At 72.4% G+C, this 19,195-nt stretch carries 18 protein-coding genes; 5 read left to right on the top strand and 13 right to left on the bottom strand.

Going from position 1 to position 19,195, the window contains the following annotated elements:
- Positions 1–3: 3 nt before the first annotated feature.
- From recO to leuA, 4 genes are all read right to left on the bottom strand, one after another.
- Entirely contained in the window at positions 4–750 is a 747-nt protein-coding gene (gene recO / locus ACS04_RS33405; protein ID WP_048480619.1) for a DNA repair protein RecO, read from the bottom strand.
- An 86-nt stretch (positions 751–836) separates the two neighbouring features.
- Positions 837–2,405, bottom strand: coding sequence for a nucleobase:cation symporter-2 family protein (locus ACS04_RS33400; RefSeq protein WP_167352616.1), 1,569 nt, complete (start codon positions 2,403–2,405; stop codon positions 837–839).
- Between the two features lie 498 nt (positions 2,406–2,903).
- Positions 2,904–3,599, bottom strand: a complete 696-nt coding sequence (locus ACS04_RS33395; RefSeq protein ID WP_048480618.1) for a TerB family tellurite resistance protein — start codon at positions 3,597–3,599, stop codon at positions 2,904–2,906.
- A gap of 287 nt (positions 3,600–3,886) precedes the next feature.
- Complete coding sequence (gene leuA, locus ACS04_RS33390) at positions 3,887–5,650, bottom strand: 2-isopropylmalate synthase (RefSeq protein ID WP_048480617.1); 1,764 nt, start codon at positions 5,648–5,650, stop codon at positions 3,887–3,889.
- Positions 5,651–6,014: 364 nt separating this feature from the next.
- Between leuA and ACS04_RS33385 the strand changes: the two genes are divergently transcribed.
- The 3 genes from ACS04_RS33385 to ACS04_RS33375 all read left to right on the top strand — a co-directional run bounded on the left by ACS04_RS33385 (position 6,015) and on the right by ACS04_RS33375 (position 8,123).
- The gene (locus tag ACS04_RS33385) at positions 6,015–7,079 is read left to right on the top strand and encodes a M4 family metallopeptidase (RefSeq protein WP_048480616.1); all 1,065 of its coding nucleotides are present in this window, start codon (positions 6,015–6,017) and stop codon (positions 7,077–7,079) included.
- Positions 7,080–7,089: 10 nt separating this feature from the next.
- A complete protein-coding gene (locus tag ACS04_RS33380; protein WP_048480615.1) occupies positions 7,090–7,359 on the top strand; it encodes a protealysin inhibitor emfourin in 270 nt (89 codons plus the stop codon).
- Positions 7,360–7,451: 92 nt separating this feature from the next.
- A complete protein-coding gene (locus ACS04_RS33375; protein WP_048480614.1) occupies positions 7,452–8,123 on the top strand; it encodes a class I SAM-dependent methyltransferase in 672 nt (223 codons plus the stop codon).
- 135 nt (positions 8,124–8,258) lie between these two features.
- On the opposite strand, the gene era is transcribed toward ACS04_RS33375, so the two are convergent.
- From era to ACS04_RS33360, 3 genes are all read right to left on the bottom strand, one after another.
- Positions 8,259–9,209, bottom strand: a complete 951-nt coding sequence (era, locus tag ACS04_RS33370; RefSeq protein ID WP_048480613.1) for a GTPase Era — start codon at positions 9,207–9,209, stop codon at positions 8,259–8,261.
- 56 nt (positions 9,210–9,265) lie between these two features.
- A complete protein-coding gene (locus ACS04_RS33365) occupies positions 9,266–10,420 on the bottom strand; it encodes a beta-xylosidase (protein ID WP_107438779.1) in 1,155 nt (384 codons plus the stop codon).
- Between the two features lie 97 nt (positions 10,421–10,517).
- The gene (locus tag ACS04_RS33360; RefSeq protein ID WP_048480611.1) at positions 10,518–11,510 is read right to left on the bottom strand and encodes a GlxA family transcriptional regulator; all 993 of its coding nucleotides are present in this window, start codon (positions 11,508–11,510) and stop codon (positions 10,518–10,520) included.
- A gap of 71 nt (positions 11,511–11,581) precedes the next feature.
- On the opposite strand from ACS04_RS33360, the gene ACS04_RS33355 reads away from it, so the two are divergent.
- Positions 11,582–12,886: an MFS transporter gene (locus tag ACS04_RS33355; protein ID WP_048480610.1), complete on the top strand. Its 1,305-nt coding sequence runs from the start codon at positions 11,582–11,584 to the stop codon at positions 12,884–12,886.
- Positions 12,887–12,923: 37 nt separating this feature from the next.
- On the opposite strand, the gene ACS04_RS33350 is transcribed toward ACS04_RS33355, so the two are convergent.
- From ACS04_RS33350 to ACS04_RS33325, 6 genes are all read right to left on the bottom strand, one after another.
- A complete protein-coding gene (locus ACS04_RS33350) occupies positions 12,924–13,280 on the bottom strand; it encodes a cytidine deaminase (RefSeq protein ID WP_048480609.1) in 357 nt (118 codons plus the stop codon).
- An 80-nt stretch (positions 13,281–13,360) separates the two neighbouring features.
- Positions 13,361–13,714 carry an MmcQ/YjbR family DNA-binding protein gene (locus ACS04_RS33345; protein ID WP_048480608.1) on the bottom strand — a complete coding sequence of 118 codons (354 nt, stop codon included), beginning with the start codon at positions 13,712–13,714 and terminating at the stop codon, positions 13,361–13,363.
- Positions 13,711–15,018: a hemolysin family protein gene (locus ACS04_RS33340; protein ID WP_048480607.1), complete on the bottom strand. Its 1,308-nt coding sequence runs from the start codon at positions 15,016–15,018 to the stop codon at positions 13,711–13,713. The genes ACS04_RS33345 and ACS04_RS33340 overlap by 4 nt, the downstream gene beginning before the upstream one ends.
- Positions 15,015–15,512: an rRNA maturation RNase YbeY gene (ybeY, locus tag ACS04_RS33335; protein ID WP_048480606.1), complete on the bottom strand. Its 498-nt coding sequence runs from the start codon at positions 15,510–15,512 to the stop codon at positions 15,015–15,017. The genes ACS04_RS33340 and ybeY overlap by 4 nt, the downstream gene beginning before the upstream one ends.
- A 13-nt stretch (positions 15,513–15,525) precedes the next feature.
- A complete protein-coding gene (locus ACS04_RS33330; RefSeq protein ID WP_078865622.1) occupies positions 15,526–16,572 on the bottom strand; it encodes a PhoH family protein in 1,047 nt (348 codons plus the stop codon).
- A 186-nt stretch (positions 16,573–16,758) separates the two neighbouring features.
- Positions 16,759–17,934: a carbohydrate kinase family protein gene (locus ACS04_RS33325; protein ID WP_078865621.1), complete on the bottom strand. Its 1,176-nt coding sequence runs from the start codon at positions 17,932–17,934 to the stop codon at positions 16,759–16,761.
- A 164-nt stretch (positions 17,935–18,098) separates the two neighbouring features.
- On the opposite strand from ACS04_RS33325, the gene ACS04_RS33320 reads away from it, so the two are divergent.
- Positions 18,099–19,195: MFS transporter (locus ACS04_RS33320; RefSeq protein WP_048480604.1), on the top strand; the 1,097-nt coding region annotated here is incomplete at its 3' end.

Genomic DNA, 19,195 nt, shown 5'->3' with positions numbered 1-19,195 from the left:
CTCCTATTTCTCGACGTATCGCAGGGAGCGTAGCCCGCGCTCCAGATGCCAGTGCAAATAGGCGGAGACGAGCCCACTGCCCTCCCGCACGTACCGCGCCTCGCAGGCGTCCGCATGCCCCCAGTCGCCCGTCAGCAGCGCGCTGAGCAGGGCGATGGCCTCCGACGAGGGTACGACGCTGCCGGCGACGCGGCAGTCACCGCAGACGACCCCGCCCGCGGCGACCGAGAAGTGCCGGTTGGGGCCGTGGATCCCGCACTTCGCGCAGTCCGTGAAGCTGGGCGCGTAGCCGTTCACGGCGAGGGAGCGCAGCAGGAACGCGTCGAGGATGAGGTTCGGCTCGTGCTCGCCGCGCGAGAGCGTGCGCAGGGCGCCGATCAGCAGCAGGTACTGCTGTACGGCGGGCTCGCCCTCGTTCTCGGTGAACCGCTCGGCGGTCTCCAGCATCGCGGTGGCGGCGGTGTACCGGGCGTAGTCGATGACGATGCCGTTGCCGTACGGGGCGATGATCTCGGTCTGGGTGCATAGCGGGAGGCTGCGGCCGACCAGCTCGCTGCCTCGCGCGAAGAACTGCACGTCGGCGTGGGAGAAAGGTTCCAGCCCGGCGCCGAACTTGGACTTCGTACGCCGCACCCCGCGGGCGACGGCCCGCACCCGGCCGTGGCCGCGGGTGAGGAGCGTGATGATGCGGTCCGCCTCACCCAGCTTCTGGGTGCGCAGCACGATGCCGTCGTCGCGGAACAGACTCATGCGCCCATTGTCGCCTGCCCGGGCACGGCGCACGGCCCTCCGCCCGGACACCGGTCCGGACGGAGGGCCATCGCCCCTCGGGAGGGTCAGGAGGCGGGCGCGGCCCCCTCGTCCGCGCCGGCCTTCACGGCGACGGCGGGCGCCGTGCTGACGGCGGAACCGACGGCGGCCTCGGCCACCGTCTCCGCGTCCGCGTCCGCGTCGGCGTCGGCGTCGGCGGGCGCCTCGGCCGCGGCTTCCGGGGCGTCCGGGGCCGCCGCCTGGGCGGGCACGGCGGCCGTCACGGCGCCGTGCGCATCGTCCTTGGCCAGGCCGTTGAAGATCAGGTTGAGTACGATCGCGGCCGTGGCGCCGAGCGTCACCCCGCTGTTGAGGAGCGAGGACAGGTCCGCGTCCATGTGGTCCTTGAAGAGCACCGGGACGGTGGCCGGCAACAGGGCGAAGGCCAGCGAGACGCCCACGACCAGCGCGTTCTTCTCCTCCTTGAGGTCGACCTTGGCCAGGGTCTGGATACCGGCCAGCGCCACCATCGCGAACATCACCGTCGCCGCGCCGCCGAGCACTCCGTGCGGGACAGCGGCGACGATCGCGGCGGCCTTCGGGATCAGCCCCAGCACGATCATGAAGACGCCCGCGGCGACCACGACGAAGCGGCTCTTGACCTTGGTCATGCGGACCAGGCCGACGTTCTCGGCGAAGGCCACGTAGGGGAAGGAGTTCAGGACGCCGCCGAGGGCGGTCGCGGCCCCGTCGGCGCGCAGGGCGCGGGCCACGGTCTCGCTGTCGATCTCCTTGCCGACGATGTCGCCGACGGCGTACGTGTCACCGGTCGTCTCGACCATGGTGATCAGCATGACGATGAGCATCAGCAGGATCGGGAACCAGGCGAACTTCGGCGCTCCGTAGTGGAACGGGGTGGTGATGCCGATCCAGTCCGAGTTGCCCACGTCGCCGAACTTGGCGTCGCCGAGCAGGAAGGCGACCACGGTGCCGCCGACCAGGCCGAGCAGGATCGCGATGCTGGACAGGAAGGGCTTGCCGAGCTTCATCAGGACGAGGATGAAGAGCATCGTCCCGCCGGCGTACGCGAAGTTCTTCGGGTCTCCGAAACCCGGGCTGCCGAGGCCGCCCGCGGCGTCGTTGAGGCCGACGGGGATCAGGACGATGCCGAGGACGGTGATGACCGTGCCGGTGACGACCGGCGGGAAGAGCCTCATGACCGCGCGGAAGGCCTTGGGGGGCAGCCAGGCGAAGGCGAAGGTCGCGATGCCGGCCGTGATGACCGCGCCGTAGATGACGAGCAGGCCCGCCGTGCCGCCGCCGGCTCCGAGCCCGATGGCGATCATCGGGGAGACCGCGGTGAACGTGACGCCCTGGATCAGCGGCAGGCGGGCGCCGATCCGGCCGATGCCCCACGCCTGGATGATCGAGGCGATGCCGCAGGTCAACAGGTCGGCGTTGATCAGGTAGACCAGCTGCTCGGTGGTCAGGCCGAGGGCACCGCCCACGATGATCGGGACGATCACCGCACCGGCGTAGAACGCGAGTACGTGCTGGAAGCCGTACAGCGCCAGCTTGGGGAGGGGGAGCACCTCGTCGACCGGGTGCGTGCTGGGCTCTCCGCTGACGGGGAACCGGACGGCGACACGTGCCATCTCTGCCTTGCCCTTCAAGAGGTAGGTAAACGAGAGGAATCTGGTTATCCCTGGGCGAAGTGGGTCGCTATCCCGTTGGTTCGCCAGGGTTGTCAGTGCGTTCACGTGAATCGAAGCCCCGCTGTGTTACCGGCGGCGTCTCGTCGTGTGACCGGAATTGAACGCCTGTGGGGGTGCTCACAGATATCGTGGACTTCCACAAAGTGTTGACGTCTGGAGACGTCAGGTCTGTGGGTATCTCCACTGGCGGATGTCTCCGCAGGGGCGTAATGCCGGCCGCCGCGAACCGCGTAGGCGCAGGTCACGGCTGCGCGCGGGTGTCCAAGGGGTGGACGGCCGGTGCCGGAACGCACGACTCCCCCCTTCACGCCGGGCGTGGAGGAGGGAGGATTCAGCCGCGCGAGGCCGGATCGTTACCGCGCCGAGGGCCCGTCGAGCCCGTACCGAGGCCGTACCGAAGCCGTACCGAGCCCGTACCGAGGCGGTTTCGGTCAGGGACTACGGAGCACGGACCGCCGACAGCAGACGGGTCACGTCCTCGGAGGCGATCCGCAGCGCGGCGCCCACCGTCGCGAGCACCTCGCGCTCGGCCGGGGTGTACGGGCCGTCCGCGAGGGCGATCCGGGCGCCCTGGAGCAGGATCGATTCCCGACCGGGCCCGGCCAGATGCGGCGCCAGCGGCTCCAGGACCTCGTGGAGCTCGATCGCCAGCGCGGCGCCGCAGCACTCGGGTACGTCGTACAGCCCGAGCCGGCCCTCGTCGGTGGCCAGCGCCTCCACGAGGGACTCCAACTGCTCCTCCGTACAGTCCTGGAAGCCCGCCGCCCGTACGGCCGACACGGCGGCCTCCAGCGCTCCGCGCGAGGCGGTCCCGCCGGCGGCCAGCACCGCCAGCGTCACGGTGTGCACGGCGTCGCGCAGCATCGCCGAGAAGCGGGTGGTCGTCAGGTGGTCGAGGACCTCGGTCTCGAAGCGCTCCCGGCAGCCCTGGCACTCGATGACGGGCCCGGCCGCTCCGCGCGGCAGCAGCGGGACGCCGAGGACCGTGAACCGGCGGCGCCCTGTGCGCCGGCGGTAGTTGCGGTCGCCACCGCAGTCGGGGCAGAAGAACTCCCCGTCACCCACGGTGCTCCAGGTGGTACGGATGCCCCAGACCGTCAGCTTCCGGCCGTCCCCACCCCGAACTGGCAGCACGTCGCACCTCCGTCACCGTCCGGCAGCATCGCCGGCTTGGCGTGATGTTAGCCACATCGGTGAGGATCCGTCAGTCGTGTGACAAGACAACCTGCGCCGCTCCGGGGGACTTGGCCGAACTGCGCCCCCGCCGGGCTCCGCGCGGCGGGGCCGACCGGGCACCCGGCCGGAGAGCGGGCGGGGCGCGGGATCCGGGTCAACGCGGTGGCAGCCGGCACCATCCGTACGGAGCGGACGCCGAGAGCCCCGCCCCTCCGCGGGGAGGGACGGGGCTCTCGTACGAGGGGTCAGCGGCCGGCGCGGTTGACGGCGGAGATGACCGCCTTCAGGGAGGCGCGGGTGGTGTTGGCGTCGATGCCGATGCCCCACAGGACGCGGCCGTCGATCGCGCACTCGATGTACGAGGCGGCGACGGCGGATGCGCCCTCGCTCATCGTGTGCTCGCTGTAGTCCAGCAGGCGGGCGTCGACGCCGATGCCGGCCAGGGCGTCGAAGAAGGCCGAGATCGGACCGTTGCCGGTGCCGTTCAGGACCGTCTCCACGCCGTCCACGACCGCCTCGACGGTCAGCGTGTCGGTGCCGTCCTTGTCGGTGGCCGTCGAACCGGAGCGCAGCTGGATGCGCCCCCACGGGTTCTCGGGGTTCGGCAGGTACTCGTCCGCGAACACGTCCCAGATCGCCTTCGGCGTGACCTCGCCGCCCTCGGCGTCGGTCTTGGCCTGGATGATCCGCGAGAACTCGATCTGCATGCGGCGCGGCAGGTCCAGCTTGTGGTCGTTCTTCAGGACGTAGGCGATGCCGCCCTTGCCGGACTGCGAGTTGACCCGGATGACGGCCTCGTAGGAGCGGCCGACGTCCTTCGGGTCGATCGGCAGGTACGGGACCGCCCACTCGATGTCGTCGACCGTCTTGCCCCGGGCGGCCGCGTCGGCCTCCATGGCGTCGAAGCCCTTCTTGATGGCGTCCTGGTGGGAGCCGGAGAAGGCGGTGTAGACCAGGTCGCCCGCGTAGGGGTGGCGCGGGTGGACCTCCATCTGGTTGCAGTACTCGCTGGTGCGACGGATCTCGTCGATCTGCGAGAAGTCGATCTGCGGGTCGATGCCCTGCGAGAACAGGTTCATGCCCAGCGTGATCAGGTCGACGTTGCCGGTGCGCTCGCCCTGGCCGAACAGGCAGCCCTCGATGCGGTCCGCGCCGGCCATCAGGGCCAGCTCGGCGGCGGCGACGGCGGTGCCGCGGTCGTTGTGCGGGTGTACGGAGATGCAGATGTGCTCGCGGCGGGTCAGGTTGCGGGCCATCCACTCGAAGCGGTCCGCGTGCGTGGAGGGCGTCGAACGCTCCACGGTGGCGGGCAGGTTCAGGATGATCTCGCGGCCCTCGGAGGGCTGCCACACGTCACAGACGGCCTCGCAGACCTCCAGGGCGAAGTCCAGCTCGGTGTCGGTGAAGATCTCCGGGCTGTACTGGTAGCCGAACGTGGTCTCCGGGCCCAGCAGCTTCTCGGCGTACTCCATGACCAGGCGGGTGCCGTCGACGGCGATCTGCTTGATCTGCTCCTTGGAGCCGCGGAAGACGACCCGGCGGAAGGTGGGGGCGGTCGCGTTGTACAGGTGCACGGTGGCGCGCTTGGCGCCGACCAGCGACTCCACGGTCCGCTCGATCAGGTCCTCGCGGGCCTGGGTCAGTACGGAGATGGTGACGTCGTCCGGGATCGCGCCCTCTTCGATGATGGAACGCACGAAGGCGAAGTCGGTATCGCCGGAGGAGGGGAAGCCGACCTCGATCTCCTTGTAGCCCATGCGCACCAGCAGGTCGAACATCTCGCGCTTGCGGGCGGGGGTCATCGGGTCGATCAGCGACTGGTTGCCGTCGCGCAGGTCGGTGGAGAGCCAGCGGGGGGCCTTGGTGACGCGGGCGTCCGGCCAGGTGCGGTCCGCGATGTCGACCTGCTCGTACCGGCCGTACTTGTGGATCGGCATTCCGGAGGTCTTCTGGGTGTGGGTCGCGTTGGTGATGGGCGTGGGGCGACCGACAAAAGGCTGCTGGCTCATGGCGTTGGGCTCCTCGCGTGTCCGCGTGTAGTTCGCTGGGACGGCCGACGGCGGTCGTAAAAACCGCAACACCAAACTCCGCGGGGAGGGGGTCGGCCTACGACTACAGACCCTCGCCGCGGCAGCTAAGGAGAAGCAGCCCGAAACGCATGATGGGCCGAGCCTAACCGAGCCGCGCCGTATCGCGAGGACCTGTTTCAGTATGCGGGACCGGCCTGTCCGATTTGCACCTCTTGTGAGTTAAATCGCTTTCGCCGATACAGGTCCGGCCGATCCGTCAACGCGGCGTGACCGCTTTCAGACAACCGAATGAATCATGGTTGCAGGTAGTGACAGGATGATGACCCACTGCCACATTGCCGGGATGGATGCCTCCCACGTTTCCCGCCACCCCGTGTTCTGCACGGTGGTCCCGCCCCACCTTCTCGACAGGATCGCCCGGTCCGAGCGGCTCCCGCGCGCCGACGCCGCCCAGCGCACCCTCGAACAGGACGCCCTGCTGCGCACCCGGCGCAGCGTCACCACCCTGCGCGGGATCGCCCCCGCCGCGGGGACGCCCGTCTCCGACGAGCCCAGCCGGACCGTCTACGACGCCCAGCACCGCACCCGGTTGCCCGGGAAGAAGGTGCGCGGGGAGGGCGAGGGGGCGAGCGGCGACGCCACCGTCAACCGCGCCTACGCGGGGCTCGGCGCCACGTACGAGCTGTTCCTGAAGGGCTTCGGCCGGCACTCGATCGACGACGCCGGGCTGGCCCTGGACGCGAGCGTGCACTACGGGCAGGACTACAACAACGCCTTCTGGGACGGGCAGCAGATGGTGTTCGGCGACGGGGACGGGGACATCTTCCTCGACTTCACCGTGTCGATCGACGTCATCGGGCACGAACTCACCCACGGGGTCACCCAGTACACGGCGAACCTCGACTACCACGGGCAGTCGGGCGCCCTGAACGAGTCGATGTCCGACGTCTTCGGCTCGCTGATCAAGCAGTACTCGCTGGACCAGACGGCCCAGGACGCGGACTGGCTGATCGGCGCCGGCCTGCTGGGACCCGACGTCAGCGGGGTCGCGCTGCGCTCGATGAAGGCGCCGGGCACGGCGTACGACGACGACGAGCTCGGCAAGGACCCGCAGCCGGCGACGATGGACGGCTACGTGAAGACCTCGCGGGACAACGGCGGGGTGCACATCAACTCGGGCATCCCCAACCACGCCTTCTACCTGGTGGCGACCGAGCTCGGCGGCAAGGCCTGGGAGCGGGCCGGGCGGATCTGGTACGACACGCTGACGGGCGGCGAACTGGCCTCGGACGCGGACTTCAAGGACTTCGCCCGGCTGTCGGTGGCGGCCGCGGTGGCCCGGTACGGGGACGGCGGCGCGGAGCACCAGGCCCTCCAGAAGGCGTGGTCGACGGTCGGCCTGGGGTAGGACGCAGGGCATGCGGATTCTGGTGGTGCGGACGGGCGGCTTCGCGGGCATCGAGCGCCGGGCCGAGGTGGACACCTCGGGCCGGTCCGACGAGGAGGAGTGGGAGGCCCTGGCCCTGCTGGCGCTGCGGCCCGTCCCGCCCTCCCCGGGCTCGGACCGGATCCGGGACGGGTTCTCGTACCGGATCACCGTCGACGGCCGGACCGTCTCCTGCCGGGAGCCGGACCTCACGCAGGCCCAGCGGTCGCTGATCTCCCGGCTGCTGAAGGAGGGCGCCTGAGCGGCGTTGCCGGAACGGCAACAGGGTTTGCCCGGACGGGCGGGCCGGGCGGAGCATCGCCCGTACCGGCACCCGTACGGGAAGAGGAACCCATGACCGAGCACGCGCACACCCACACTCACACGCAGCACCACCCGGCGGCCGGGCCGCCGGCGGGAGAGGAGTTCTGGGACGGCCGCTACGCGCAGAGCGACCGGATCTGGAGCGGCGAGCCCAACGCCGTGCTGGTGCACGAGGTGTCCGCCGTCGCCCCGGGCCGGGCCCTGGACCTCGGCTGCGGGGAGGGCGGCGACGCCGTCTGGCTGGCCCGCCGCGGGTGGACCGTCACCGGGACCGACATCTCCGGAGTCGCCCTCGGCCGGGCGGCGCAGCACGCGGCGGACGCCGGGGTCGGGGAGCGGGTCTCCTTCGCACGGCACGATCTGACCGAGTCCTTCCCCGAGGGGGAGTTCGACCTCGTCTCGGCCTGCTTTCTGCACAACTACGGGGACTTCCCGCGAGACGCCGTCCTGCGCAGGGCCGCCGCTGCCGTGGCCCCCGGCGGCACCCTGCTCGTGGTCGGCCACGCGGGGTGGGCGCCGTGGCAGGAGGACCGGGAAGAGGCGCACTTCCCCACCCCCGAGGAGGTCCTCGCACAGCTGGAGCCGGTCACGGCGGGCTGGGAGGTGCTGCGCGCCGAGGAGACCGAGCGGGTCCAGGCGCAGCCCGACGGGACCCCGGGGCACCGTACGGACAACGTGGTGCGGGTGCGCCGGCCCGCGTAGCCGGACGGTACGACGGACCGCCCGGCGGACGGCCCCGGGGACGGCCCCGGCGGACGGCAGGACGACGCACGGCCGCGGCCCCCGAGCGGGGACCGCGGCCGTGCGTCTTGCTGCGGCGGCGCGGGAGCGCGCGCCTCAGAACCCCAGCTTGCGCAGCTGCTTGGGGTCGCGCTGCCAGTCCTTGGCGACCTTGACGTGCAGGTCGAGGAAGACCGGGGTGCCGAGCAGCGCCTCGATGTGCTTGCGCGACTTCATCCCGACCTCCTTCAGCCGGGAGCCCTTCGGGCCGATGATGATGCCCTTCTGGCTGGGCCGCTCGATGTAGACGTTCGCGTGGATGTCCAGCAGCGGGCGGTCGGCCGGGCGGTTCTCCCGCGGGATCATCTCCTCGACCACGACGGCGATGGAGTGCGGGAGCTCGTCCCGTACGCCCTCCAGCGCGGCCTCGCGGATCAGCTCCGCGACCATCACCATCTCGGGCTCGTCGGTGAGGTCGCCCTCCGGGTACAGCGGCGGGCTCTCGGGCAGGAGCGGCGCGATCAGGTCGGCCAGCAGCTGGACCTGGCTGTCGCCGACCGCCGAGACGGGGACGATCTCGGCCCACTCGAAGCCGAGCTCGGCGCCGAGCTGGTGCACGGCCAGGAGCTGCTCGGCCAGCTGCTTGGACTCGACCAGGTCGGTCTTGGTGATGATGGCGATCTTGGGGGTCTTCTTGATCCCCGCGAGCTCCTTGGCGATGAATTTGTCGCCGGGGCCCAGCTTCTGGTCGGCGGGCAAGCAGAAGCCGATCACGTCGACCTCGGCCCAGGTGGTGCGCACGACGTCGTTCAGCCGCTCGCCGAGGAGCGTGCGCGGCTTGTGCAGGCCGGGCGTGTCGACGAGAACGAGCTGGGCGTCGGGGCGGTGCACGATGCCGCGGACGGTGTGGCGGGTGGTCTGCGGCCGGTTGGAGGTGATCGCGACCTTGGTGCCCACGAGTGCGTTGGTCAGGGTCGACTTCCCCGCGTTGGGGCGGCCGACGAAGCAGGCGAAGCCCGCACGGTGCGGGCTGGTGGACTCGGGGGAACGATCGCTCATACGGGCCATTCTCCCCGATGCGGGTCCCGGCGCCGACCAGTCCGCCCCGAGCGGGGCCGCAAGGGTCACGAGAGGGTCAGGGTCAGGACCGCCCGGTAGGCGCCCGGCGGGGTGTACGGCGGCAGCGTGAGGGTGACGGCCGCGTCGATGGTGAAGGTGCCGCCCACCGAAGCGGCGTCCGGTACGGAAGCCAGCACGGCCCCCTCCGGTCCGACCGCCCCCGCCCTGCCCGCCGCGCACCGGCTCGCGCTGCCCGGCGCGGCCGTGCAGGTCGGGGTCCAGCTCAGCGAGGCGCCCGGGATCGCGGCGCCGCCCGGACCCGTGAAGGCCGTGACCCTGCCCATCAGCGACCAACCCCTGGTTCCGCCCCGGGCGTCCTCGACCGTGACCGTCCCGATCCGGCCGGGGGCCGCGCCGCCCGCCCCGTAGGGGAGCGCGGCCAGGGTGACCGAGGCGCCGCTCTGGGTCAGCGACAGGGCGCCCGGGTCCGCCGCCGGCGCCGCCACCACCTCCCGCGTGGCCGCCGCGCCCGGGCCGGAGCCCGCGCCGGTGACCTCGGCGGCCGCTCCCGGTGTCCCGGGGGCCGCGCCGGGCGCCACCGCGCGCGGGTCGGCCGGGGCCGGGGTCCCCTCCGCGGTGTCCGGGGGAGGGCTCGCGGTGATCCGTGCGGACACCGGCGCCCCGGTGGCGGTGCAGGTGGTGTCCAGGTCCAGCAGGTGGCTGGTGTGGAGCGTGTAGCCGCCCGGGGCGAGGGTGATCCCGCCCGGCGCGGTGACGGTGAAGGTGCCGGTCATGGTGACGGCGGGCAGCTCCGCCCCCGCCCGGACGGGGTCGTTGCGCCGCGCCCCCACGACGGTGACCTCGCCGCTCTGCGCACCGCCGAGCAGGATCCGCCCGGTCGGGGTCAGCACATCGGCCGGGAGGGCGCCGGCGAGCGGGTTCACGGCGGGGGTCCGGGTCACCTGGTACGTCACGGTGACCGTCTTCCCCACCTCGGGCGCCGGATCGTCCACGGTGATCCGCGCCGTGGTCGGTCCCTCGGCGGGTGCCGAAGCGGCCTCCTGCGGCGGCAGGCACCGCGTCGGGAACTCCACCTGGCCTGAGGGCGCCGGGGATTCGGCGGCGGCGGGCGGGCCCGGCGCTGCCCCGGCCGTCGCCGCGAGCGCGGCCACGCCCAGGGCCGCCGACCATCTCCTGCTGCTGCCCGCCCGTGTTCGCACGGCCCGCCCCCTGGGTTCCCTCGCGCCGACAGGGGGCCATTCACGAGCGGGCGGCGGGAGAAGTCAAGGCACGGGAACGGCAATAACTGATGACCCATCAGGAGGGGGCGGATTCCCCCTGCCCGCCGGCCGAGCGGAACGTGCGCCGGTACGCCGTCGGACTCACCCCCAACGCCGCCTGCACGTGCTTGCGCAGGGACTGCGCCGTCCCGAAACCCGTCTCCCGCGCCACCTGTTCCATCGGCAGCTCCGTCCTCTCCAGCAGCCGCCGGGCCCGCTCCACCCGCTGCCCGACGATCCACTCCCCCGGACTGACCCCCGCCTCCTCCCGGAAGCGGCGCGTGAACGTCCGTACCGACATGGCCTCCTGCCGGGCCAGGTCCACCAGCCGCACCGGCTCGTGCAGCCGCTCCAGCACCCACGCGCGGGCCGCCGCCGTGCTGGCCAACTGCGGCTGCGGTACCGGGCGGTCGACGAACTGGGCCTGCCCGCCGTCCCGGTGCGGCGGTACGACGGTCCGCCGGGCCACGTCGTTGGCGACCGCCGCGCCGTGGTCGCGGCGCACGATGTGCAGGCACAGGTCGATGCCGGCGGCGACCCCCGCCGAGGTCAGCACGTCCCCGTCGTCGGTGTACAGCACGTCCGCGTCCACCCGGACGTCCGGGAAGAGCCCCTGGAAGTGCTCGGCGTGCGCCCAGTGGGTGGTGGCGGGGCGGCCGTCCAGGAACCCGGCGGCGGCCAGGACGTACCCGCCCGTGCAGATGGAGACCAGCCGCGTCCCGGGCCGGATACGGGCGAGCGCGGCGGCGAGTACGCCGGTCAGCCGGCCCTCCTCGTACACCGGCCCCAGCTCGTACGAGGCGGGCACGACCACGGTGTCGGCGGTGGCCAGCAGCTCGGGGCCGTGCTCGACGTGGACCGCGAAATCGGCGTCCGTGCGGACCGGCCCGGCGGCCAGGGCGCAGGTGAGGATCTCGTACAGCGGCGCACCGGCCGGATCCTTGGCGCGGCCGAAGATCCGGTGCGGGATGCCGAGCTCGAAGGGCAGCAGCCCGGTGAGCGCGAGGACGACGACACGATGAGGGGCCATGGCCCGATCGTATCGAAGGGTGTCGGTCAGGCCACTGTCGTACGGGGGCCCGACGGCCGGAAGCTGGCGGCGTGACACAGACAGCCTCCGACGCAGCCCCCGCCCCCGCTCCCCCGGCCTCCGCCCCGAACCCCCCGGGCCGCCTGCACCGCGCCTGGTCCGTGGCGGCCGTCGCCTTCGTGACGATCATCGGCGCCGCCGCCTTCGCCTCCCTGCCCGGACTGCTCATCGAGCCGCTGCACGAGGAGTTCGACTGGTCGCGCGGCACGATCGGCTTCGCCGTCTCCGTGAACCTCGCGCTCTACGGGCTCACGGCGCCCTTCGCCGCGGCGCTCATGGACCGCTTCGGCATCCGCAAGGTGGTGGCGCTGGCCCTGCTGGTCATATCCGGCGGCACGGCGGCAACCGTGTGGATGACGGCCTCCTGGCAACTGGTGCTGTTCTGGGGCGTGCTGGTGGGCCTCGGCAGCGGCTCCATGGCACTGGCCTTCGCGGCGACGGTGACCAACCGCTGGTTCACCGCCCGGCGCGGGCTGGTCACCGGCATCCTGACCGCGGCCGGCGCCTCCGGCCAGCTGATCTTCCTGCCGCTGCTGTCCTGGCTGGTGGTGCACCACGGCTGGCGTCCGGCGGCCGTCACGGTCTCGCTGGCGGCGCTGGCGGTCGTCCCGTTCGTCTGGCTGCTGCTGCGCGACCACCCGGCCGACGTGGGGCTCGCGCCGTACGGGGGCAGCTACGCCGAGAAGCCCGCACCGGCCCCCGGGGCGGCGCGGCGGGCGGTGACGGTGCTCTTCAAGGCGGCCCGTAGCGGCCCGTTCTGGCTGCTGGCGGGCACCTTCGCGATCTGCGGCGCCTCGACCAACGGGCTGGTCAAGACCCACTTCGTACCGGCGGCGCACGACCACGGCATGCCGGTGACGGCAGCCGCCGGGCTGCTCGCGGTGATCGGCGTGTTCGACGTGATCGGCACCATCGCCTCGGGCTGGTTCACGGACCGCTTCGAGGCGCGCCGCCTGCTGGCGGTGTACTACGCGCTGCGCGGCGTCTCGCTGATGCTCCTGCCGATGCTGCTGGCGCCGTCCGTACACCCGCCGATGGTCTTCTTCATCATCTTCTACGGGCTGGACTGGGTCGCGACCGTCCCGCCGACCATCGCGCTGTGCCGCGAGCACTACGGGGAGGACAGCGCGATCGTCTTCGGCTGGGTCCTGGCCTCGCACCAGGTGGGCGCGGCGCTGGTGGCCTTCCTGGGCGGTCTGGCCCGCGACGCCTTCGGCAGCTACGACCTGGTCTGGTACGCGTCGGGCGCGATGTGCGCGATGGCGGCCCTGATGGCGATGGTGATCCGGCGCCGCCCCGCCGCCCTCACGGCGTGACCGGGGCGGCCGCGGGCCGCCGCGGGCCGCCGTGAGGTCAGGCGCCCGCCGGCGTCGTGGACTTGAGGGTGCCGTCCGGGCCCGCCAGCAGGACCGGGGTGGCCGGCCCGCCGAGGTCGCCGACCGCCGCGCGATCGGCGTCGGCGACCGTCTCCGCCGCGCTGACCACGGCCGCGGCCTCCAGGGACTCGGCACCGCTCGCCACCGCCATCGCGACCGCCGTCTGCAGCGCGCTCAGCTTCAGGGAGGCCAGCTCCACCGTCCCGGCGACGTACGTGCGCCCGGTCTCGTCCCGCACCGCCGCGCCCTCGGGCACCCCGTTGCGGGCCCGGGCGCTGCGCGCCAGCGTGATGATCTTGCTGTCCTCGGGGGTGATCCCGGTGCTGTCGGTCATGGGCGAAAGCATAGGGAGCGCCTCGGCGCGGCCGCACGACGGCCCCGCCGAGGCGCTCGCCCCGTCTGCGCTTCCACCCCTCAGGGGCGGTCGAGCCGGAGCCGCTCCGCCCTCGGCAGACCCGCGACCACCAGGTCGTACGAATCCTCGACCAGCTCCCGCACCAGCGCGTCCGGCAGCGCGCCGACCGTCACCGTGTTCCAGTGCCGCTTGTTCATGTGCCAGCCCGGCACGATCGCCTCGTGCTCCTCCCGCAGCCGCACCGCCAGCTCCGGTTCGCACTTGAGGTTGACCTTGAGCGGATCCGCGTCCAGCGCGCTCAGCGCGAACACCTTGCCCAGCACCTTGAAGACCGAGGTCTCGGGAGTGAAGGGGAACTCCTCCACCGCCGCGTTGAACCCCAGGCAGAACGCGCGCAGCTCCGCCGGCGTCACGCCGCGCCCTCCCCGTCCTCGCCGGGCGCCGGGGCCAGCGGCTCCACCAGCACCGTCACGATCTTGTTCCGGCGGCCCGCGGGGGACTCGGCCGTCAACCGCAGCGGCCGCCCGTCCGGCAGTTCCACGACCGCCGAGGCGCCCGCGATCGGCACCCGGCCCAGCGCCTTGGCGAGCAGGCCGCCGACCGTCTCCACGTCCTCGTCGTCGTAGTCCTCGACCTTGAACAGCTCGCCGAGGTCGGTGATGTCGAGGCGCGCGGTCACCCGGTAGCGGTCCTCGCCCAGCTCCTCGACGGGCGCGAGCTCGCGGTCGTACTCGTCGGTGATCTCGCCGACGATCTCCTCCAGGATGTCCTCGATGGTGACGATGCCCGCCGTGCCGCCGTACTCGTCGATGACCACCGCCACGTGGTTGCGCACCTGCTGCATCTCGCGCAGCAGATCCCCCGCGTTCTTTGTGTCCGGTACGAACACCGCCGGCCGCATCGCGGTCGTGACCAGGTCGGCCTCGGCCTCCCGGCTGATGTGGGTCTTGCGGACCAGGTCCTTCAGGTACACGATGCCGACGATGTCGTCCTCGTTCTCCCCGGTGACCGGGATGCGCGAGAAGCCCGACCGCAGCGCCAGCGTGGTCGCCTGACGGATCGTCTTGTACCGCTCGATGCAGACCAGGTCGGTGCGCGGCACCATCACCTCGCGCACCAGCGTGTCGCCCAGCTCGAAGACCTGGTGCACCATCCGGCGCTCCTCGTCCTCGATCAAAGACTCCTTCTCCGCCAGGTCGACCATCGCGCGCAGCTCCGCCTCGGAGGCGAACGGCCCCTTGCGGAAGCCCTTTCCGGGCGTGAGCGCGTTGCCGATGAGGATCAGCAGCTGCGGGATGGGTCCCATGACGCGGGCGAGCGGGACCAGGACGTACGAGGCGGCCGTCGCCGTGTTGAGCGGGTGCTGGCGGCCGATGGTGCGGGGGGAGACCCCGACGGCCACGAAGGACACCAGCACCATCACGGCGATCGCGACGAGCAGCGCCTTCCAGTTGTCGCCGAACTCGTCGAGGCAGACGTACGTGACGAGCACGCCGGCCGCCATCTCGCAGGTGACCCGCACGAGCAGCGCCACGTTGAGGTAGCGGGTGGGGTCGGCGGCGACCTGCGCCAGCTTCGCGCTGCCGCGCCGGCCCTCCCGTACGGCCTGCTCGGCACGGAAGCCGGAGATCCGGGCGATGCCGGACTCGGCGCACGCCGCGAACCAGGCCACCACCACCAGCAGCACCGCGCCGGTGATCAGCTGCGGGGCGGTCACGAGACGGTCGGGGCCGGGGACGGGCCGGTCATGCCGCGCTCGGCGCGCCAGCCGTCGACGATCGCCGCCTGGAGGCCGAACATCTCGGCCTTCTCGTCCGGCTCCTCGTGGTCGTACCCGAGCAGGTGCAGCACCCCGTGGACGGTCAGGAGCTGGAGCTCCTCGTCCATGGAGTGCTGCGTCGGGGCCTCCTCGCCCTGCTTCTTGGCGACCTCGGGGCAGAGCACGATGTCGCCGAGGAGGCCCTGCGGGGGCTCCTCCTCGTCCTTCGCCGGCGGACGGAGCTCGTCCATCGGGAAGGACATGACGTCGGTGGGTCCGGGCAGGTCCATCCACTGGATGTGGAGCTGCTCCATGGCGTCCTCGTCGATGACGATGACGGAGAGCTCGGACAGCGGGTGGATCCGCATCCGGGTGAGCGCGTAGCGGGCGATGTCGAGGATCGCCCGCTCGTCGACCTCGGTTCCGGACTCGTTGTTGACGTCGATCGACATGGTGCGCTGGGTTCTACTTCCGCTGGTAGCCGTTCCGGGACTGCTGGGCGTCCTGGCTGTCGTCGTACTTCTCGTACGCATCGACGATACGGCCGACGAGCTTGTGCCGGACGACATCCTCGGACGTGAGCCGCGAGAAGTGGATGTCCGGGACCCCCTCCAGGATCTTCTGGACCTCCCGCAGACCGCTCTTGGCGCCACCCGGCAGGTCGATCTGCGTGATGTCACCGGTCACGACGATCTTCGAGTCGAACCCGAGCCGGGTCAGGAACATCTTCATCTGCTCGGCGGTGGTGTTCTGCGCCTCGTCGAGCACGACGAACGCCTCATTAAGCGTGCGACCCCGCATATACGCCAGCGGTGCGACCTCGATCGTGCCCGCCGCCATCAGGCGCGGGATCGAGTCCGGGTCGATCATGTCGTGCAGGGCGTCGTACAGCGGGCGCAGGTACGGGTCGATCTTGTCGAAGAGCGTGCCCGGGAGGAAGCCGAGGCGTTCGCCCGCCTCGACCGCCGGGCGGGTCAGGATGATCCGGCTGACCTGCTTGGACTGCAGGGCCTGGACCGCCTTGGCCATGGCGAGGTAGGTCTTGCCGGTACCGGCGGGGCCGATGCCGAACACGATCGTGTTCTTGTCGATCGCGTCGACGTACCGTTTCTGGTTGAGGGTCTTGGGGCGGATGGTGCGGCCGCGGCTGGAGAGGATGTTCTGGGTGAGCACCTCCGCCGGGGTCTCGTCCGGCCCGTCGCCGTTGCCGCTCGCCTTGAGCATGGCGATCGAGCGTTCCACTGCGTCCTCCGTCATCGGCTGCCCGGTGCGGAGCACCAGCATCATCTCGTCGAACAGGCGCTGGATCAGCGCGACTTCCGCCGCGCCTCCGGTCGCGCTGACCTGATTGCCCCGGACGTGGATGTCCACCTTCGGGAAGGCCTTCTCGATCACGCGCAACAGGGCGTCACCAGAGCCGAGCACCGCGACCATCGGATGCGTGGCCGGAACGGTGAAGTGGGCTCGCGCCTGCCCCGGCGCCGGGTTCTGGGCTGTGGGTGTCTGAGTCATGGGCCGGCACTGTGGCCTGCACATACCTCCCGCTGAGGGGCCGCGCCGATCGACGACCTCCGGAGTACCAAGGGTACGACTCCGCCGCGCCGTCCCCGAGGGGTTTTCCACCGCGCCCCGCACCCGCCCCTCACCCCCCGCCCCTCACCCGCCCCGCACCCGCCTCCGCCCGTTCGCGCGCCGGACTCAGACGGGGTGCCGGAAGCCGATGGTCGGGACCGCGCGGCGCCGCAGGGCCGGCTCGCCGCCCGGCGGGACCAGCGCGTCCAGGAACCCGTAGCGCGGCCGCAGGTCCTCGGGGGCGGTGCGCCACCAGTGGGCCACCTCCGGCCACCCCGGCGCCGACAGGGAGCCGCCGAACTCCTGGACCGACAGGGCCGCCGTCAGCCCCGCGAAGGCCAGCCGGTCCGCCAGCGGCCACCCCGCCAGGCTGCCGGTGACGAACCCCGCCACGTAGACGTCCCCCGCCCCCGTCGGGTCCAGTGCCTCGACCGCGATGCCGGGGACCTCCGCCGTCTCCCCGGTCCGCCCGTCCACCGCGTACGAGCCCTCCGCGCCCATCGTCACCACCGCGACCGGCACCTTCTCCGCCAGTGCCCGGGCCGCGGCTCTCGGACAGTCGGTCCGGGTGTACCGCATCGCCTCCCCCGCGTTCGGCAGGAAGGCCTCGCAGTGCTCCAGGTCCGGCAGGGCCGCCAAGTCCCAGCGGCCGCTCTCGTCCCACCCCACATCAGCGAAGATCCGCGCCCCGCGGCGCGCCGCCTCCGCGATCCACGGCTCCGCCCGTCCCCGCGCCAGCGAGGCCACGGCGGCCCGGGTGCGCGGCGGGCACTGCGGGAAGGGGCCGGGGCCCGCCGGGGGCGGGGCCTCGTGGCCGTGCGAGACCATCGTGCGCTCGCCCTCGTACGCCATCGAGACGGTGACCGGGCTGTGCCAGCCGGGTACGGTCCGCGAACTCGACAGGTCGATGCCCTCGCCCTGCTCCAGCGCGTCCCAGCAATACTCGCCGTAGTGGTCGTCGCCGAACGCGGCCGCCAGCGAGGTGCGCAGGCCCAGCCGGGCCAGGGCGGTGGCCATGTTGGCCACTCCGCCGGGGCTGGAGCCCATGCCGCGCGCCCAGGACTCCGTACCGCGCACCGGGGCCGAGTCGAGGCCGGTGAAGATGATGTCGAGGAAGACCGTGCCGGTCAGGTAGACGTCGAAGCCCGGCTCCAGGGGGTCCCGCAGGGGGCCGAGCGGGTCGAGGTCTGCGGCTGCGCTGTCGAGCGCGTCCAGGTCTGCGCTGCGGCTGGTGCGGCTGTCCCGACTGGTCACGGTGTACTCCCGGCTCTGGTGCTGAGACTCGTTTCCGCACGCGGGCATGCGGGGGAAAGCTGGCAACCTTGCCCGCCCCGGGCAGGGCCAAAACACAGTGTGGCGCACATCACTCTCGTGGCGCTCTTCTCCGGGTCGCGGAGCACTTGATAGACAAGGGGCCCGCGGCCTCGCGGAAATCCCGCCCCACCTGCGCATCACCGGGAAGAGCCGTGTCCGACACCACCCCCGCGCCGCCCGCCGCCTGGCCCCTGGTGGCCCTCTTCACGGCCGGGTACGTCGCCCCCTATCTGCTCCCCACCGTCGTCGGACGCCTCGACGCCCACCTCCCGCTGAGCCCCGCCCAGGCCGGGCTCGTCGGCACGGCCCTGCTGCTGGGCTCCGCCACGGCCGGATTCACCCTGGCCTCCCGGATCCCGCGCCGCGGACCGCGCCCCCTGGCACGGCTCGGCCTGCTGCTCGCCGTCCTGGGCTACGGCACGGCGGCCTCGACCACGCTGGTCCCGCTCGTGGTCGCGGGCGTGGTGGTCGGCGGCTTCGGCTCCGGCAGCGCCACCGCCGTGGCGGCGGCCGGGATCGCCGGACACCGTGATCCGCACCGGATCTCCTCGGTCGGGCTGCTGTCGGTCTCGGCGACCGCGGGGGCCCTGTACCTGACCCTGCCGCACCTCGGCGGCGGGCACGGGCTGCCGTTCGCGGCCATCGCCCTGGTCGCGGCGCTGGCCTGGCCGGCCACCGGCCGCCTCGGCGGGGCGAGCCGTCCCGGTCCGGCCGCCGTACGGAGCGCCGGGCGGCCGCCGTACCCGCGCGCCGGGGCGGTGCTGGCGGGCTGCCTGCTGTTCTGGTCGCTGACCCAGGAGGCCCTGTGGGGCGTCAGCGGGCGGATCGGCGCCGAGCAGGCGGGGCTCTCCGAGGCCACGCTGGGCGTCGTCTTCGCGGTGGCGCTGGGCGCGGGCCTGGTCGGGGTCACGGGCGCCTCGGCATTCGGCACGCGGCTGGGGCGGGCCGTCCCGATCGGGGCGGGCACGGCGGCCATCGCGGGCTGCGTGGTGCTGACCGCGTCCGCGGACGGGCTCCCCGGTTTCGCCGCCGGGGAGATCCTGTGGAACGCGGTCTACCCCGTCGTCCTCTCGTACCTGATCGGCCTCGCGGCGGCCCTGGATCCGCGCGGCCGCTGGGCGGTGTTCGCGGGCGCCGCCTCATCGCTGGGCACGGCCTGCGGGCCGGTGGTGGGCAGCCTGCTCGCCGAGGCCTTCGGGCTCCCGGGCATGGGGCTGGTGCTGGGCGGGCTGCTGCTGGCCGTGGCGGG

It is taken from the genome of Streptomyces roseus, from assembly GCF_001044425.1.
Lineage (GTDB): Bacteria > Actinomycetota > Actinomycetes > Streptomycetales > Streptomycetaceae > Streptomyces > Streptomyces roseus.
The sequence above is the reverse complement of the archived record's forward strand: the minus strand, read 5'-3'. Positions and strand labels throughout refer to the sequence as shown.

What these genes read in the sequence shown, in the direction of transcription:
- recO (WP_048480619.1), bottom strand. Translation starts at nt 750, where the DNA reads ATGAGTCTGTTCCGCGACGACGGCATCGTGCTGCGCACCCAGAAGCTG.
- ACS04_RS33400 (WP_167352616.1), bottom strand. Translation starts at nt 2,405, where the DNA reads ATGGCACGTGTCGCCGTCCGGTTCCCCGTCAGCGGAGAGCCCAGCACG.
- leuA (WP_048480617.1), bottom strand. Translation starts at nt 5,650, where the DNA reads ATGAGCCAGCAGCCTTTTGTCGGTCGCCCCACGCCCATCACCAACGCG.
- ACS04_RS33385 (WP_048480616.1), top strand. Translation starts at nt 6,015, where the DNA reads ATGGATGCCTCCCACGTTTCCCGCCACCCCGTGTTCTGCACGGTGGTC.
- ACS04_RS33380 (WP_048480615.1), top strand. Translation starts at nt 7,090, where the DNA reads ATGCGGATTCTGGTGGTGCGGACGGGCGGCTTCGCGGGCATCGAGCGC.
- ACS04_RS33375 (WP_048480614.1), top strand. Translation starts at nt 7,452, where the DNA reads ATGACCGAGCACGCGCACACCCACACTCACACGCAGCACCACCCGGCG.
- era (WP_048480613.1), bottom strand. Translation starts at nt 9,209, where the DNA reads ATGGCCCGTATGAGCGATCGTTCCCCCGAGTCCACCAGCCCGCACCGT.
- ACS04_RS33360 (WP_048480611.1), bottom strand. Translation starts at nt 11,510, where the DNA reads ATGGCCCCTCATCGTGTCGTCGTCCTCGCGCTCACCGGGCTGCTGCCC.
- ACS04_RS33350 (WP_048480609.1), bottom strand. Translation starts at nt 13,280, where the DNA reads ATGACCGACAGCACCGGGATCACCCCCGAGGACAGCAAGATCATCACG.
- ybeY (WP_048480606.1), bottom strand. Translation starts at nt 15,512, where the DNA reads ATGTCGATCGACGTCAACAACGAGTCCGGAACCGAGGTCGACGAGCGG.
- ACS04_RS33330 (WP_078865622.1), bottom strand. Translation starts at nt 16,572, where the DNA reads ATGACTCAGACACCCACAGCCCAGAACCCGGCGCCGGGGCAGGCGCGA.
- ACS04_RS33325 (WP_078865621.1), bottom strand. Translation starts at nt 17,934, where the DNA reads ATGCCCGCGTGCGGAAACGAGTCTCAGCACCAGAGCCGGGAGTACACC.